The sequence below is a fragment of the Thermomonospora echinospora genome, from assembly GCF_900108175.1.
Lineage (GTDB): Bacteria > Actinomycetota > Actinomycetes > Streptosporangiales > Streptosporangiaceae > Thermomonospora > Thermomonospora echinospora.
This window is the reverse complement of record NZ_FNVO01000042.1, coordinates 1-15602: the sequence shown is the minus strand read 5'-3', so window position 1 is coordinate 15602 and position 15602 is coordinate 1. Positions and strand designations below refer to the sequence as shown.

The 15602-nt window shown below is 71.0% G+C and carries 13 protein-coding genes and 1 pseudogene; 8 read left to right on the top strand and 6 right to left on the bottom strand.

What is annotated here, in order from left to right:
* Positions 1 to 2 precede the first annotated feature (2 nt).
* The 6 genes from C4U03_RS38530 to C4U03_RS38505 form a co-directional block, all read right to left on the bottom strand.
* Positions 3 to 1013, bottom strand: coding sequence for an ABC transporter permease (locus C4U03_RS38530; protein WP_200827766.1), 1011 nt, complete (start codon positions 1011 to 1013; stop codon positions 3 to 5).
* Complete coding sequence (locus tag C4U03_RS38525; RefSeq protein WP_146087690.1) at positions 1013 to 2212, bottom strand: ABC transporter permease; 1200 nt, start codon at positions 2210 to 2212, stop codon at positions 1013 to 1015. Before C4U03_RS38525 ends, C4U03_RS38530 begins: the two co-directional genes overlap by 1 nt.
* Positions 2197 to 3816 (bottom strand): ABC transporter substrate-binding protein, encoded by a 1620-nt coding sequence (locus C4U03_RS38520; protein ID WP_103944747.1) that lies wholly within the window; start codon positions 3814 to 3816, stop codon positions 2197 to 2199. Before C4U03_RS38520 ends, C4U03_RS38525 begins: the two co-directional genes overlap by 16 nt.
* A gap of 241 nt (positions 3817 to 4057) precedes the next feature.
* Positions 4058 to 5299, bottom strand: a complete 1242-nt coding sequence (locus C4U03_RS38515; protein WP_103944746.1) for a CaiB/BaiF CoA transferase family protein — start codon at positions 5297 to 5299, stop codon at positions 4058 to 4060.
* A complete protein-coding gene (locus C4U03_RS38510) occupies positions 5286 to 6377 on the bottom strand; it encodes an acyl-CoA dehydrogenase family protein (protein ID WP_103944745.1) in 1092 nt (363 codons plus the stop codon). The genes C4U03_RS38515 and C4U03_RS38510 overlap by 14 nt, the downstream gene beginning before the upstream one ends.
* A complete protein-coding gene (locus tag C4U03_RS38505) occupies positions 6374 to 7519 on the bottom strand; it encodes an acyl-CoA dehydrogenase family protein (protein WP_103944744.1) in 1146 nt (381 codons plus the stop codon). The genes C4U03_RS38510 and C4U03_RS38505 overlap by 4 nt, the downstream gene beginning before the upstream one ends.
* 162 nt (positions 7520 to 7681) lie before the next feature.
* Here C4U03_RS38505 and C4U03_RS38500 point away from each other — a divergent pair, with 162 nt between their 5' ends.
* The 8 genes and pseudogenes from C4U03_RS38500 to C4U03_RS38465 all read left to right on the top strand — a co-directional run.
* On the top strand, positions 7682 to 9637 hold the full coding sequence (locus tag C4U03_RS38500) for a flavin-containing monooxygenase (RefSeq protein WP_103944743.1): 1956 nt from the start codon (positions 7682 to 7684) through the stop codon (positions 9635 to 9637).
* A 22-nt stretch (positions 9638 to 9659) separates the two neighbouring features.
* Positions 9660 to 10595, top strand: a complete 936-nt coding sequence (locus tag C4U03_RS38495) for an alpha/beta hydrolase (RefSeq protein WP_103944742.1) — start codon at positions 9660 to 9662, stop codon at positions 10593 to 10595.
* Complete coding sequence (locus C4U03_RS38490; RefSeq protein ID WP_103944741.1) at positions 10592 to 11494, top strand: SDR family NAD(P)-dependent oxidoreductase; 903 nt, start codon at positions 10592 to 10594, stop codon at positions 11492 to 11494. Before C4U03_RS38495 ends, C4U03_RS38490 begins: the two co-directional genes overlap by 4 nt.
* Positions 11494 to 11898 carry a nuclear transport factor 2 family protein gene (locus C4U03_RS38485; RefSeq protein ID WP_160147242.1) on the top strand — a complete coding sequence of 135 codons (405 nt, stop codon included), beginning with the start codon at positions 11494 to 11496 and terminating at the stop codon, positions 11896 to 11898. Before C4U03_RS38490 ends, C4U03_RS38485 begins: the two co-directional genes overlap by 1 nt.
* 29 nt (positions 11899 to 11927) lie before the next feature.
* Positions 11928 to 12686: an SDR family NAD(P)-dependent oxidoreductase gene (locus C4U03_RS38480; RefSeq protein ID WP_103944739.1), complete on the top strand. Its 759-nt coding sequence runs from the start codon at positions 11928 to 11930 to the stop codon at positions 12684 to 12686.
* A gap of 190 nt (positions 12687 to 12876) precedes the next feature.
* Positions 12877 to 13746, top strand: coding sequence for an alpha/beta fold hydrolase (locus tag C4U03_RS38475; protein WP_103944738.1), 870 nt, complete (start codon positions 12877 to 12879; stop codon positions 13744 to 13746).
* Between the two features lie 177 nt (positions 13747 to 13923).
* Positions 13924 to 15108 (top strand): acyl-CoA dehydrogenase family protein, encoded by a 1185-nt coding sequence (locus C4U03_RS38470; RefSeq protein ID WP_103944737.1) that lies wholly within the window; start codon positions 13924 to 13926, stop codon positions 15106 to 15108.
* 96 nt (positions 15109 to 15204) lie between these two features.
* Positions 15205 to 15602 (top strand): annotated as a pseudogene (locus tag C4U03_RS38465) (2,3-dihydroxybiphenyl 1,2-dioxygenase); the annotation flags it as partial.

The following is a 15602-nucleotide window of genomic DNA, read 5'->3' as shown; positions in this document are numbered from 1 at the left end:
GCCTATCCTCCGTCCTTGCCGGCGCGCAGGAAGTCGCCGATGCGGTTGATGGAGTACACCGTGAGGAACAGCGGGACCGCCGGGGCGAGCAGGAACGGGTGCGTCTGGAACTTGGCCTCGGCCTCGGCGATCATGTTCCCCCAGGTGGGCTGAGGCCGCTGGATGCTCAGCCCCAGGAACGACAGCGACGCCTCGGCCACGATGAGGATCGCCACGACGAGCAGGGCGTACGACAGCACCGACGGCAGGATGTTCGGCAGGATCTCCCGGAACAGGATCCTGCGGCGGGTGGCGCCCAGCGCCCGCGCCATCAGCACGAACGGCTGCCCGGCGACCTTGAGGCCCGCGGCGCGCGACAGGCGCACGAACGAGGGGATCACCAGGATGCCCAGGGCCAGGCAGATGTTGCGGGTCCGCGGTTCCAGCACCGCGGCCAGCGCCATGAGCAGCACCAGCGGGGGGAAGCTGAGCAGGACGTCGGTCCCCCAGCCGACGACGCCGTCGACACGGCCCCGCAGGTAGCTCGCCGTCAGGCCCAGGAGGGTCCCGATGGTCCCGCCGATCAGGACGCCGCCGAGGCCGACGATGAGCGAGACGCGGGCGCCATGGACGATCTGGCCGAGGATGTCCAGGCCGTACTGGTCGGTGCCGAGCAGGTGCGCGGCCGAGGGAGCGGCGTACGTCGGCTCGGTCAGGGCCTTGGAGGGGTCGAGCGATTCCGGCAGCGGCAGCAGGTCGGCCGTGGCCGCCGCCAGAACGATGAGGACGAGCCACGCCACGCCCAGCCACAGGCCCGGATCGAAGTCCGGCCCGAACCGCGCCCGCAGCAGCCGGGCGGCCCCGGCGTAGGCGAACGCCAGCCCGAGGACCGCGAGCGCCAACCGGACCACGGGCAGCACCATCGGCGTGGACAGGGCGGTGCCGACGAGCGCACCGCCCAGGAGCAGGGGAAGCCAGCCCCGGACGAAGCCCGGCAGCCGCGGCCCCGGGGCCTTGGTCGGTTGAACGGTCATCACGAGTTCACCTGCCTCACGCGGGGATCGAGGTACGCGTAGGCGATGTCGATGAGGGAGTTCACCGTGACGTAGACGGTCGCGATGACGAAGATGGCGGCCTGGACCACGGGATGGTCGCCGTTGCGGACGCTGGCGACCAGCAGGGATCCCACGCCCGGCAGCCGGAAGATGTGCTCGACGATGATGGTGCCGCCGATGAGCTGGCCGATGGTCAGGCCCACCACGGTGATCAGCGAGAACATCGACGGCCGCAGCGACTCCCGGAGCAGCACGTGCGCGGTGGACATGCCCTTGGCCCGGCTGGCCAGCACGTGCGGCTTGGCCAGCTCGGTGATCATGTCGCCGCGCAGCAGCCGGGTGAAGACGGCGATGTCGACGAACGTCAGCGCGATCACCGGCAGCGCGACGCTGGTGAGGTTGGCGCCGACGCCCTCGCCGAGCGGCACGAAGCCCTGGCGGGGGAAGTCGGGCAGCAGCGCGTACACCGCCAGCCCGACCGCCGCGACGGCTCCGCCTCCGATGAGCGGGGGCAGTGGGGACGATCTCGCGCGCCGGGAGCGGAGCGCGGCGACCACCGTCATAGCCAGTGCCGCACCGGCGACCGCCAGCCCGGCCGTGCGCGCGGCGTCGGCGTGGAAGACGAAGACCAGCACCAGCAGCAGCGCCGCGACGAAACCGGGCAGTGCCACCAGTCCGTACAGCACCGAGGACACCGCCCGGTCGAACGTCCGGCCGGCCCGGTGCGCCGACCAGACCGCCAGCGGGATCGAGATCGCCAGGCTGAGCACGATGGTGAGGGCGATCAGTTGCAGGGTCACCGGGAGCCGGGCGGCGAGCTCGCCGCCGACCGGCCGGGACGGCTGGGTGAGCGTGGTCCCGAAGTCCCCGTGCAGGACGCCGCCCAGCCAGTCGAGGTACTGCTCCCAGGCCGGGCGGTCCAGGCCCAGCGACGCGCGCAGCCGTTCGACCTGTTCTGGGGTGGCCTCCGGGCCGAGGGCCGTGGCCACCGGATCGCCCGGTGTCAGCTTCAGCAGGAAGAAGCTGATGAACGTGACCCCGGCGATGATGCTCAGCAACCGGGCGACGCGGGCCAGGACGTAGCGCGTCATGCCGCCGCGGCGGGTGCGGCCCCGGCCGGCCGGGAGGGAGGCCTTCCCGGCCGGCCGGATCTCGGTGGCGGTCATCTGGTCAGCCACGCCTGGGAGAGGTCGATGGTCAGCAGCCTCGACGGCTTGGCGCCCTGCAGCTTGGGCGACCAGGCCGCCAGGTAGTACTGCTGGCCGTACAGGATGCGCGGGATGTCCTCGTTCCACACCGCCTGCACTTCCTTGAGCAGTGCCGGGCGCTGCTCGGGCTGTGCGGCGTTCAGCTTCTCCGCGAGGGCGTCCATCTTGGGGTTGCTGTAGCCGACGCGGTTGCCGGCCCCCTTGGTGGCGTACTGGTCCAGGTCGCAGGAGGTGCACTCGGGGAGCGGCTGGTTGCCCCCTCCAGAGACCATGACGTCGAAGCCGCCGCCGCCCAGGATCGACGCCTTCACGAAGTCGGCCAGCTCCAGCGTGTGCAGCTCGGCCTCGATGCCGACGGTCTTCCACTGGGCGATGGCCTGGTTGCCGATGGCGATGTTGTTGGGCTGGTTGAGGGCCATCACCGAGAGCTTGCCGTCCCATCCCGCGGCCTTGGCCTGGGCCACGAGCCTCTTGGCCTCCTCGGGATCGTGGGCGACCCCTTGCAGGCCCTGGTTGAGCGGGCTGTCGCTGGAGACGAGGGTGGTGGTCGGCTCGGCGACGCCGCCGGTGATGCGGTCGCTCATGAGCTTGGGGTCGAGCGCGAGCTGGAGGGCGCGCCGCACCGTCCTGTCCGCCCCGATGGTGGTCTTGGCGTCGGCTCCGATGCCGAAGTTGGGGGTGAGCCCGAGCCGCAGCGGATACTTCGCGTGGTGCGCGCCCTCGTCGATGACCTGCTGGGAGATCTCCAGGTCGGCGGTGCCGACGAAGACCTGCGCCTCCCCCTTGGTGAAGGTGTCCTTGCGGGCCTTGCTGTCGACCTGGGCGATCACCCGGATGGAGTCCAGGCAGACCGGACCGTTCCACCACTGGGCCTTCTTCTTGACCACCAGTTCGTTGCCGGGGGTCCAGTGGTCGAAGACGAACGCCCCGGCACCCGCGGCGGCCGGCGGCTTGGAAGCCAGCCGGGCCGGGTCGACCTTCGGGTTGGTGATCATGCCGACGCCGGTCCCGAGCAGGTAGGGGAACTCCGCCCACGGGGAGGCGAGGGTGAACTCGACCGTGTGCTCGTCGACCGCCTTCATCGCGGAGATGGAACGGGCGCGGGCCGCCCAGGTCGACAGCGAGTCCTTGGCGCGGTGCCGCTCGACCGAGGCGATGACGGCCTCGGCGTCCAGCGGGGTGCCGTCGCCGAACACGGCGCTCTCGCGCAGCTTCAGGGTCCAGACGGTGTGGTCGTCGTTGCCGGTCAGGGATTCGGCCAGCAGCGGATCGTGCCTGGAGACGGCCGGGTTCCAGCGCATCAGGCTGGAGTAGATCTGCTGGGCGGGATTGAAGTTGAACGATCCGCCGGCGGGGTCGAGCGTCGCGTACTCGTTCTGCTCGGTGATCGTGACGGACCCGCCCGCCCGGTCCGGGGTGCACACGCCCTCGTCGCCGCCTCGGACGAGGTTGCTGGCGACTTTCTGGGACTTGGGGCCGTCCGGCCCGGACTCGCTCACGCAACCGGCCGAGAGCAGCGCGAAGGCCAGCAGGCCCGTCCCCAGCACCCGGGGTGACATCCGTTCGATGCTCATTTCGTTCCTTCCCCGGCGCGCCCCCGAACGGCCGTGTACGTCCGTCAGCGGCGACACCGCTGTGATGCGGGTCTCATGCTGACAGGATCCAATCTTGGTTACAAGAGTTGTTCCGAAATATGTGGACAGTAAGAGAACCCGCTCTGAACAGGCAGAACGCCTTCTCTCCGAACGACGGCAGGCGGCATCGCCGCCGGGCGCGCAGCCCGGCGGCGATGCCGCCTGGTAACGAACGGACCTGTCAGCTACTACGGAACGCGCCCTCGGAGCCCAGCCGGGTGATCTCGGATTCGTCGTAGCCCAGGCCCGCAAGGATCGACGCCGTGTCCGCACCGCGCGCCACCGGCGCGGTGGGCCGACGCGTCGGCGAACGGCCGAACGAGATGGGGACGCCCACCCCGCGGTACTCGTCGGTGTCGACGAACAGGCCCCGGTGCGCGACCTGCGGTTCGCGCAGCGCGGTGCCGACGTCGTTGACCGGGCTCGCCGGCACCCCGGCCGCGATCAGCTCGCCGGCCAGTTCCCCGCCGTCCCGGGCGCCGATCAGCTCCGCCAGCAGCGGCGCGAGCTCGTCGAGATGGGTGATGCGGGCGGCGTTGTCGGCGAACCGCGGGTCCTCGGCCACCTCGGGACGTCCCAGCACCCGCATCAGCGCCGCGAACTGGCGGTCGTTGGCCGCGCTGATGAAGAAGTCGCCCGAGCGGGTGGTGAAGACCTGGTACGGGGCCACGACGGGGTGGGCGCCGCCGGTGCGCCGCGGCACCCGGCCGTCGGCGATCCAGCTCGCCGAGTGCGGGTGCAGGATGGACACGACGGCGTCCAGCAGCGCGATGTCGACGAGCTGGCCCCGCCCGCTGTCCCGCCGCTCGTGCAGGGCCAGCAGGATGCCGCTGAAGGCCAGGTTGGCCGCCATGAGGTCGACGATGGGCACCCCGACCCGCAGCGGTTCGCGGTCGGGATGGCCGTTGACGCTCATCAGGCCCCCGTACGCCTGCAGCACGGCGTCGTAGCCGGGCAGCCTGCCCATGGGGCCGTCGGCGCCGAACCCGCTGATCCGGCAGTAGACCAGGTGCGGGTGGCGCTCGGACAGGACCTCCTCGTAGCCCAGGCCCCAGCGCGCCATTGTCCCGGTCTTGAAGTTCTCCACGACGACGTCGGCCTCGGCGATGAGCCGGGACAGGACCGCCCGCCCGGCCTCCGTCGACAGGTCCAGCCCGAGGTTGCGCTTGTTGCGGTTGAGCCCGTGGTAGTAGGCGCTCGTCCCGTCCGGATGGAAGGGCGGCCCCCAGCCGCGCGTCTCGTCCCCGGCGGGCCCCTCCACCTTGATCACGCTGGCTCCGTGATCGGAGAGCATCTGGGCGCAGTAGGGCCCGGCGAGCACCCGGCTGAGGTCGAGCACCCGCAGGCCGTGCAGGATCCCCGCCGCCTGCTCCGGGATCGCCCAGGCGGCGGACGCCTGCGCCTCCAGTTCAGTCGCCGACATGGACCTGTGCTCCTTCCGGGCGCCGGTCGGCGTCGGCCACCAGCCCCCACACGTCGCCGCCGCGGTCGGCCACCAGCTCGGCGATCCTGCGGTGCCAGTACAGCTCGTTGCCGTACTCGTCCCGCCAGGACCACAGACGCCGGGTGTAGGCGCCCAGGCGGTGCTCCATGGTGAAGCCGATCGCGCCATGCAGCTGATGGCCGACGGCCGCCACCGACCGGGCGAGGGCGGACGCCTCGGCCTTCGCCGAGGCCACCATGAGCTCGCGGTCGTAGCCCGTGCGCAGCAGCGCCAAGATCGCCGCATCCGCCGACACCTCCACGGTGACGACGTCGGCGGCCAGCGCCGCCAACTGGTGCTGCACCGCCTGGAACCTCACCAGAGGCCGGCCGAACTGCACCCGCTCCCCCACGTGTCGCAGCGTCGCCTCGAGCACGCCGCGGGCCGCGCCCGCCATTTGCAACGCGCGGGCGGCCGCCCCGTACAGTTCGGCGTCGCGGCGCCATGTCCCCGCCGGCAGCGGGAACACCTGGTCGGTCTCGACCCCTTCGAGCACTGCACCATCGCGCTGCTCACCGGCCAGGTCGGTCCCCTCGACAAGCCGCAGCAGCCGGTGGCCCACCGGCACGACGGCGACCGCCGGACCGTCCGGCGTGGTGACCGGCGTGACGACGTGCCCGGCCGAGCGCAGCCACGGCACCCTGGACAGCGAACCCGTGATCCGCCACGTGCCGCCGTGCACCGGTTCGGCGTACAGGTCGCCCGGCGCGGCGGTGAGCGGACCGTTCGGCGGCCGGGCTCCGGCGGCGGCGAGCATGGGAGCCGCCACGAACGCTGCCTCGGCGACGGGGACCGCGGCGCACGCACTGGCCGCCTCCCGGACGAGCACGGCCGCGTCCCTGACGGTGCCGCCACCTCCGCCCAGTTCCTCGGGGAGGGCGAGAGAGGTGAACCCGAGCTGTTCGAGTTCCTTCCACAGGGCGGTGTCGAGGCCCGCCGGGGCGGTGGCGTCGACCGGTCGCCGCGACGACAGGACCCCGCGGACGGCCTCAGCCAGATCCTCCAGGTGATCGCTCATCGGCCGGTCAACCCCTTCGCCACGATGGAACGCAGGACTTCGTTGGTACCGCCGCGCAGCGTGAACGCCGGCACGTGCAGGACGGCCTTGGCGAGCATGGCCGCGAGCTGCTCGGGGACCGCGCCGGACGCCGGATCGACGTGGCGCCGCACGACGTCCACCATCTCGCCCTCGAACGCGGTGCCCAGATCCTTGACCAGGGCCGCTTCAACTGCCGGGTTCTCGCCCGCCGACAGGCGTTCGGCGACCGCGAGGGAGAGCTGACGCAGCGCGGTCAGCCGGGAGACGAGCCGGCCGAGGTCGGCTCGCGCGAGGGGGTCGTCGGCGAAGGCGCCGGTGCGCGTCCAGGCCAGCAGCAGCGGCAGCGCGCTCAGGAAGCGCTCCGGTCCGGAGCGTTCGTTGCCCAGCTCGGCGGTGACCTGCCGCCATCCGTCGCCGCGACGCCCCAGCAGCGCGGACTGTGGCACCACCGCATCGTCGAAGACGACCTCGTTGAAGTGGTGCGCGCCGTCGATGGTGATGATCGGCGAGATGGTGACCGCCGGATGCGGCAGGTCCACGATGAACTGCGACAGCCCGGAGTGCCGATCGCCGCCCTCGTCGGTGCGGGCGAGCACGACGATCGCCGTGGCGATGTGTGCGACGCTGGTCCAGACCTTGGTCCCGGTGAGCCGCCAGCCGCCGTCGACCTCGACCGCCCGGGTGCGGACGGAGGCCAGGTCGGAGCCGGAGTCCGGCTCCGACATCCCGATCGCCATGAACTGCTCGGCGCGCACGATGCCGGGCAGGTACCGGTGCTTTTGCTCCTCGCTGCCGTTACGCAGGATCCCGGGCGCCATCTGGCGGTCAGCGATCCAGTGCGCGGCCACCGGCGCCCCGGCGACCAGCAGTTCCTCGGTCACCACATAGCGTTCCAGGGCCGAGCGGCCGTGGCCCCCGTACCGGGCGGGGACCGTCATCCCGACCCAGCCGCGCCCGGCCAGCCGCCTGCTGAACGCGGGGTCGACGCCCGACATCCAGGCGTCGGCCTCAGGTTCGAAGCCGCCGGCGGCGATCTCCCGCCGGAGGAACTCCCTGACCTCGAGCCTGAGCTCGTGAAGCGCCCCGGGCGGCGCGTCGACCGCCGTGATCCTCAGTGTCACGTGACCGCTCTTCCTCGCGTTCCGACGGGCGATGACTGCACGGATTGGATCCTATCTTGATTGTCCATATTGTTGACAAGACCTCCAAGGCGTCGTTTCAATGGGTGATCCCGATCACCAGCCCCCTTCTCACCAGCACGAACCCTCCGGCAGGAGTCGCAGATGACATTGCAGCCCCACCGCCTGATCGACCTGTACATCGCCCCCCGACGGCTCCAGACGTCCGAGCTTGAGGGGAACCTCGACGCGGGCGACGCCGCGCTGCTGCTGATGAGCCTGGTGCAGATCACCGGCGACGCCTCGCTGCTGGACAGGTTCGGGCGGCACCTCGGCTTCGAGCAGCCGCAGCACAAGGGCGACATCCGCCTGCTGCCCGTCGGGCATCTGCCGGAGGAGCACTTCGCCGAGCTGAAGAAGATGCTCATCGAGGCGCTCACCGGCCCGGCACAGGACGAGTACCTCCAGGTGCCCGACGACGCCCTGTTCCACCGGATGATCAGTCTGGCCACCGGGGCCGACGTCGGCGAGGAGTTCATCGGCGTCATCAAGGAGCAGGCCGGCTTCGTCCCGAGCGTGCCCGTCATCAAACGCCGCACCGCGCCGCCGGAGGACTTCACGGTGGCGATCCTGGGCGCGGGCATGACCGGGATCGCGGCGGCCATCGCGGTCGCCGACGCAGGGTTCTCCTATGAGGTCTTCGAGAGCAGCGACGACATCGGCGGGACCTGGCGGATCAACACCTATCCGGGCGTCGCGGTGGACACCCCGAGCATCTACTACTCCTTCTCCTTCGAACTGGAGGCGGGCTGGTCCAGGTACTACCCCGTCGGCACGGAGTACCAGGAGTACCTGCAGCGGGTCGTCGACAAGTACGGCGTGCGGCCCAACATCAGGTTCAACACCAGGATCGAGTCCATGGTGTGGGACGACGACGCGCAGGAGTGGGTCATCACCGCCGACCACGGCGGCCGGAAGGTCACCTCGCGGGCCAACGCCGTCATCACGGCCGCCGGGTTCCTCAACCGCCCGAAGTACCCGGACGTCCCCGGCCGTGAGACGTTCGCCGGGCCGAGCGTCCACACCGCCGCCTGGGACCACTCGGTCGACCTGACCGGCAAGCGGGTGGGCGTCATCGGTGCCGGTGCCACGTCAGTGCAGGTCGTCGACGCGATCATCGACCGGGTCGAGCACCTGACGCTGTTCCAGCGCCAGCCTCACTGGGTGATGCCCAACAACCTCGGCGAGGGGATCGTCCCCGAGCGGGAACGCTGGCTCAAACAGCACGTCCCGTTCTACGAGCGCTGGGCACGGGCCAAGACCTACTGGTTCGTCACCGACAACAACTATCCGACCGTGCGGGTGGACGAGGAGTGGATGGCCTCCCATCCCCTGTCGATCTCCGAGGCCAACGACCGGTACCTGCAGATGTGCCTGCGGCACCTGGAGGCGTCGTTCGGCCACGACCCCGAACTGCTGCAGAAGATGACCCCGGACTTCCCCCCGCACGGCAAGCGCATCATCCGCGACCCCGGCGGCTACTACGCCGCACTCGCCGGTGACCGCGCCGACGTCGTCACCAGCGGGCTGGTCCGGGTGACCCCGCAGGGCATCGAGACCGAGGACGGCACGTTCGTCGAACTCGACGTCATCATCTACGCCACGGGCTTCACCCTGGACTTCCTGTCCACCATCGAGATCGTCGGACGGAACGGCGTCCGGCTGGCCGACCAGTGGGCCGGCAACGACCCGCGCTCCTACCTGGGCGGAACGGTGCCGAACTTCCCGAACCTGTTCGTCACCTCCGGCCCCAACTCCAGCAGCGGGCACGGCGGCGGCCACAACTTCATGACCGAGGCCGTCGTCCACTACATCACCGAGTGCCTGCAGCTGCTGGTCGAACGCGGCGTGCGCTCGATCGAGGTTACCCAGGCCGCGCAGGACGAGTTCCTGGAGAAGGTCGACGCCCAGATGGAGGGCTCGATCTGGCGGAACTCCGACAGGGCGCACACCTACTACCGCAACGCCTCTGGCCGGGTCATCCTCCCCAACCCCTGGCGGATGGTCGACTACTGGCAGATGCTCCGTACGCCCGAAGTGTCCAAGTTCGTGCTGCGCTGACGGCGTGGAGAGGAGATCCGCGATGGTCGTTTTCGACCCGGATGCGGCGGCGCTGCTGGAGGCCGCGAAGGCGGCGGGGGTGAGACCGCTCAGTGAAGTCGGCGTCGAAGGGGCGCGGGCACGGATGGAGTCCGTTCCCCCCGCGCCGGCGCCCGAAATGGCGGAGGTGGCGGACCGGGCGTTCGAGGGGCCGCACGGCACCGTGCCGGTCCGCGTCTACCGGCCCCGTCCCGAGCCCGGCGGCCCGGCGATCGTGTACTTCCACGGCGGTGGCATGATCATGGGCACCCTCGACTCGTTCGACGGCCTGGCCCGCAACCTGGCCGCCGCCTGCGACGCGGTGGTGGTGAGCGTGGAGTACCGGCTGGCCCCCGAGCACCAGTACCCGGTGGCGACCGACGAGGCGTACACGGCCGTCCTCTGGGCCCACGACAACGCCGCCGACCTGGGCATCGACCCGGCGCGCATCGCCGTGGCGGGCGACAGCGCGGGCGGATCACTGGCGGCCGGCGCCACCCTGCGCGCCCGCGCCGAGGGCGGTCCCCCGATCGCCGTCCAGATGTTGTTCTATCCCGGGCTCGAACGCGCCTCCGACCGCCCGTCCATGGTCGAGTTCGCCGACGGGCCCATCCTCACCCGCGCGGACGTGGTCTGGATGAAGAACCAGTACCTCGGCCCCGACGAATCGGCCGACACCGAGTACGGCGTCCCCGCCCTGGCCCGCGACCTGTCCGGGCTGCCCGACGCGATCGTGGTGTCGGCGGAGGCCGATCCACTCCGCGACGCGGTCGAGGACTACGGCCAACGATTGCGGAACGCGGGAGTGCCGACCGCGCTACTGCGCTACCCGGGGGTGTGCCACGGATTCCTGTCGCAGGCCGCCCACATCCGCCGGGCCCGCATCGCCTTCACCGAGATCGGGGCACTCGCCCGCGCCAAGTTCGAGGAGCTGACATGACCGACGCCACACCGCCCACCGCGCGGGAGCGGTTCGCGGGCGGCACCGCCGTCGTCACCGGTGGCGCCGCGGGAATCGGCGAGGGGTTCGTCCGGCATCTGGCGGGCATCGGCATGAACGTCGTCATCGCCGACCTCGACCTGGACGGCGGCCGACGGCTGGCCGGTGAACTGGCCGCCGGGCAGGGACGGGTGGTCGCCACGCAGGTCGACGTCGCCGACCCCGAGGCGCTGGAGGGGCTGGCCGAACAGACCTTCGCGCAGTTCGGCTCGGTCGAACTGCTCGTCAACAACGCGGGCCTGGAGACCGCCGGACTCCTGTGGGAGATCCCGGTCGCCCGCTGGCGGCAGCTGATGTCGGTCAACGTGGACGGGATCTTCCATGCGGTGCGCGCCTTCCTGCCCCGGATGATCGAACTGGGCCGGCCGGCGGTGGTCGCCAACATGTCCTCGGTCGGCGGCGTGTCGTCGGCGCCTCTCCAGACGCCCTACATGGTGAGCAAGCACGCGGTGCTGGCGCTCACCGAGTGCCTGCACCAGGAGGTGGCGCTGACCGGGGCACCGATCCAGGTCTCGGCGATCCTGCCGTACTCGGTCAAGAGCCGGATCTTCCTGAGCGCCCAGGCCGCCGCGCCGACCGCCGACCCCACCGCGAACCGGCTCTTCGACGCGATGCAGGCGGCCAACGTCGCCGACGGCATGGACCCGCTGGAGGCCGCGGCCCACATGACCGCCGCCCTCGCGGCGGGCGACTTCTGGGTCTTCTCCGACGACACCGCGGGCAAGGCCGCACTCGACGCCCGCGCCGAAGTGCTGGCCGGTCAGTCGCCCCCACGGGACCCGCACGCGATGCTCGCCGAGATTGAGGCGATGGCCCTCCCGGCAGGCGGGAGCAGATGATGACCGACCCCGGCGCGGCGGAGGAGATCCGCAACCTCATCGCCCGGTTCGCGTTCCTGTCCGACACCGGCGAGGACCCCGCCGACCTGCTGGCGTTGTTCACCGACGACGCGGTCTGGGTCGTCGGCGACGTCACCGCGGTGGGCCGGGCGGAGATCGCGCGCAGCATGACCGGCCGGGCCTCGGGCGTCACCGGGCCTGGTTCGGGGAACCGGCACCTCGTCACCAACCTGGAGGTCCGCGTGACGGGGCCGGACTCGGCGACCGCCCGCTGCTACTGGCTGCTGGTCGCCGGCGGTGACGTCACTCGGTGTCGTGCGGTCGGCGAGTACCACGACACGCTGCGGCGCGAGGCCGCCGGCTGGCGGCTGGCCCGCCGCCGGGTGGTCCTCACGCCCGCATGACCTTCGCATTCCGATAGGCAGGAGACACCGTGTTCAATCTCGATGGAAAGATCGCGCTGGTCACCGGCGCCGGGCAGAACGTCGGCGCCGGTATCGCCCGCTGCCTGGCGCGGCAGGGCGCGACGGTGGCGGTGAACGACTACCACGCCGACCGCGCCCGGCAGGTCGCCGAGGAGATCACCGCGGCCGGCGGCAGTGCGCTCGCCGTGCCGTTCGACGTCACCGACCTCAACGCCGTGACCGCCGCCTTCGCCGAGGTCGCCGAGCGGACGGGTCCGGTCGACATCCTGGTCAACAACGCCGGAACGGGCGGCCCGGACCGGACCATGGAGATGTACCAGTTCCGCGAGATGCCCGTCGATTACTGGCGCCAGATCATCGACGTCAACCTCTACGGCGTCCTCAACTGCACCAAGGCCGCGCTCGACCCGATGGTCGCCAAGGGCTGGGGCCGGATCATCACGATCTCGTCCGGCGCCGGGACGGTGGGCCTGGACATCGGCGTGTCGACCTACGCGGCGGCCAAGGCCGGGGCGATCGGCTTCATGCGCCACATCGCCAAGGAGAACGCACGGCACGGCATCACCGCGAACACGGTGGCGCTCGGCCTGGTGCTCCGCAACGTCAAGGACCCCGAGCTGGTCAGGAAGCTGGCCGACCCCATCCCCGTGGGGCGGCTGGGCACTCCCGAGGACGCCGGCCACCTGGTCGCCTACCTCGCCTCGGAGGAGGCGTCCTGGATGACCGGTCAGACCATCGGTCTCAACGGCGGCACCACCACCTCCTGATCCCCCCGTCGAAGGCCCCGACCCGGGTCGGGGCCTTCATCACCGCCGGCCTGACCGCGCCCTCGCCAAGGGCGGTTCCTGATCAGGGACGCGCCGGCGGCGGTCTCCCGCTGATCGGGAGGGTAGGGGGCGGCTGCGATGTGACGCCGATTACGTTCCCCGATAAGCCACCCCGAGGAACTGAGGGACCATGACCACGGAGCTGACCTACGAGTCGACGTCGCGCGAACTCGCCACCGACCAGGGCCTGCTGCGTTACCACGAGGCCGGCGACGGCCCGCCGCTGCTGCTGCTGCACGGCTCCGGCCCCGGCGTCACCGGCTGGCGCAACTTCCGCGGCAACCTGCCGGCGCTGGCCGAGCACTTCCGCTGCCTGGTCCTGGAGTTCCCCGGGTTCGGCGTCAGCGACCCCACCGACCAGCACCCCATGGTCGCCGCCGGCGGCGCCGTCACCCGCTTCCTGGACGGCTTGGGCCTGCACCAGGTCGACGTCATCGGCAACTCGATGGGCGGCATCATCGGCACCCAGTGGGCGATGGCGCATCCGGATCGGGTGCGGCGGCTGGTCACCATCGGCGGCATCGGCCAGAGCATCTTCGGCCCCTCCCCAGGCGAGGGCATCAAGCTGCTGATGGAGTTCACCGAGGACCCCACCCGCGAGCGCCTCGTCCAGTGGCTGCACTCCATGGTGTACGACCCGGCGCTAGTCACCGAGGAGATGATCGCCGAACGCTGGGCACAGGCCACCGATCCCGACACCCTCGCCTCCGCCCGCCGCATGTACGGCAAGGCGGCGATGGAGGCCCGCACCAAGATGTCGGCCGCCTCCGACGCCCCTCCCTACTGGGCCATGCTGCACAGGCTGCGGGCCAAGACCCTGATCACCTGGGGCCGCGACGACCGGGTCAGTCCCGTCGACATGGTGCTGGTCCCGATGCGTACCATCCCCGACGTGCAGGTGCACATCTTCCCCAACTGCGGGCACTGGGTGATGATCGAGCAGAAGCAGGCCTGGGAGAACGCCGTCCTGGCCTTCCTCACCCGCAAGGACTCCGCCTAGACACGGCGTTCGTCCGCGCTTCATGACACGCCGCCGGCCATCGGCCGCGGCGACCACCATCGGCACGGTTTCCCACCGGCAGGCCCGCTGACGGCCTCGTCGTCCTCTGCCGACGCGACCGGTCGGCCCGGCCCGAACCACCCACGGCCGACGTAAGACACCACTGGAGAACAGACGATGACCAGTCCCGTGCTCGACACGATCATGGAACGGGCCGAGGAGATCCGCGCGCTCGGCTCCGTCAACGAGCAGCTCGGCAGGCTCGACGACAAGGCCGCCAAGGTGCTGCGCGACTCCGGCATGATCCGGATGCTGCAGCCGGCGTCGTACGGCGGGATGGAGGCGCACCCCCGCGAGTTCGCCGAGGCGGTCATGCAGATCGCCGCGCTGGACGGCTCCACCGGGTGGATCGCCGGGATCGTCGGCATCCATCCCTGGGAGATGGCGATGGCCGACCCCAGGGTGCAGCAGGAGATCTGGGGCGAGGACCCCGACGTGTGGATCGCCTCCCCGTACGCGCCGATGGGCATCGCCCGGCCGGTGGACGGCGGGTACGTCTTCAACGGGCGCTGGCAGTTCTCCTCCGGCACCGACCACTGCGACTGGATCTTCCTCGGCGCCATGCTCGGCGACGCCGACGGAAACATGGTCACGCCACCTGTTGGCCTGCACCTGATCCTGCCGCGCTCGGACTACGAGATCGTCGAGGGCTCCTGGGAGGTCGCCGGACTCAAGGGCACCGGCAGCAAGGACATCATCGTCCGCGACGCCTTCGTCCCCGACTACCGGGCCATCGAGTTCGCCAAGGTCATCGACGGATCCCAGGCCAGGGAGGCGGGCCTGACCAACCCGACCTACCTGGTCCCGTTCTCCTGCGCCTTTCCCCTCGGCATCACGTCCGCGGTGATCGGCATGGCCGAGGGGGCGCTCGCCCACCACCTGGCCTACCAGCGCGACCGCGTCTCCATCGTCGGCACCAAGATCAAGGACGACCCGTACGTGCTGTACGCGATCAGTGAGGCCGCCGAGGAGATCGCCGCCTCCCGCACTCGGCTGCTGGACTTCGTCTGCCGCATGCACGACGAGGCCGCCGCGGGCCGGGAGGTCAGCTTCGGCGAGCGGGCGGCCGGCCGCCGCACCCAGGTCCGCGCCGCCTGGCGGGCCGTGCAGGCCATGAACGAGATCGTGGTCCGCTCCGGCGGCAACGCGATGCGCACCGACAACCCCATCCAGCGCTTCTGGCGCGATGCCCATGTCGGCCTGTCCCACGCCATCCATGTGCCCGGTGCCGTCTACCACGTCTCGGCGCTCACGGACCTGGACATCGAGCCCCCGCAGGGCCCGATGCGTTCCATGATCTGATCGTCCGCCAGGTTCCCGCTGGCCGGGAGAAGCGGCTCCCGACTCTAGGCGCCGGCCCAGGTGGCCGGCCATTCCCACGACATCCAAGGAGGCACGGTGACGCAGATCCGAGGGCTTGGCTATCTGAAGGTCCAGACGCGCCACATCGAGCGCTGGCGCGAGCTGGCGATCGACGGGCTCGGTTTCGCCGAGGGGTCCGGGCCCGATCCCGACGGCCTGTACCTGCGCATGGACGAGCGCCGGCACCGGCTGGCGGTGCTGCCCGGCGAGACCGACCGGGTACTGGCCGTCGGCTGGGAGGTACGCGACCAGTACGCGCTGGCCGCCGTCCGCGAGGCGGTCGACAAGTCCGGCACCCAGGTCACCGAACTGTCCGCGGCCCAGGCCGCCGAACGCGACGCCGAGCAGGTCATCGCCTTCACCGACCCGGCGGGCACACCGGTCGAGGTGTTCTTCGGCCCCGTCCTGGACCACAGCCCGCTGCGGCTCGGCCT

What these genes read in the sequence shown, in the direction of transcription:
- C4U03_RS38500 (WP_103944743.1), top strand. Translation starts at nt 7,682, where the DNA reads ATGACATTGCAGCCCCACCGCCTGATCGACCTGTACATCGCCCCCCGA.
- C4U03_RS38490 (WP_103944741.1), top strand. Translation starts at nt 10,592, where the DNA reads ATGACCGACGCCACACCGCCCACCGCGCGGGAGCGGTTCGCGGGCGGC.
- C4U03_RS38475 (WP_103944738.1), top strand. Translation starts at nt 12,877, where the DNA reads ATGACCACGGAGCTGACCTACGAGTCGACGTCGCGCGAACTCGCCACC.
- C4U03_RS38515 (WP_103944746.1), bottom strand. Translation starts at nt 5,299, where the DNA reads ATGTCGGCGACTGAACTGGAGGCGCAGGCGTCCGCCGCCTGGGCGATC.
- C4U03_RS38485 (WP_160147242.1), top strand. Translation starts at nt 11,494, where the DNA reads ATGACCGACCCCGGCGCGGCGGAGGAGATCCGCAACCTCATCGCCCGG.
- C4U03_RS38520 (WP_103944747.1), bottom strand. Translation starts at nt 3,816, where the DNA reads ATGAGCATCGAACGGATGTCACCCCGGGTGCTGGGGACGGGCCTGCTG.
- C4U03_RS38495 (WP_103944742.1), top strand. Translation starts at nt 9,660, where the DNA reads ATGGTCGTTTTCGACCCGGATGCGGCGGCGCTGCTGGAGGCCGCGAAG.
- C4U03_RS38530 (WP_200827766.1), bottom strand. Translation starts at nt 1,013, where the DNA reads ATGACCGTTCAACCGACCAAGGCCCCGGGGCCGCGGCTGCCGGGCTTC.
- C4U03_RS38470 (WP_103944737.1), top strand. Translation starts at nt 13,924, where the DNA reads ATGACCAGTCCCGTGCTCGACACGATCATGGAACGGGCCGAGGAGATC.
- C4U03_RS38510 (WP_103944745.1), bottom strand. Translation starts at nt 6,377, where the DNA reads ATGAGCGATCACCTGGAGGATCTGGCTGAGGCCGTCCGCGGGGTCCTG.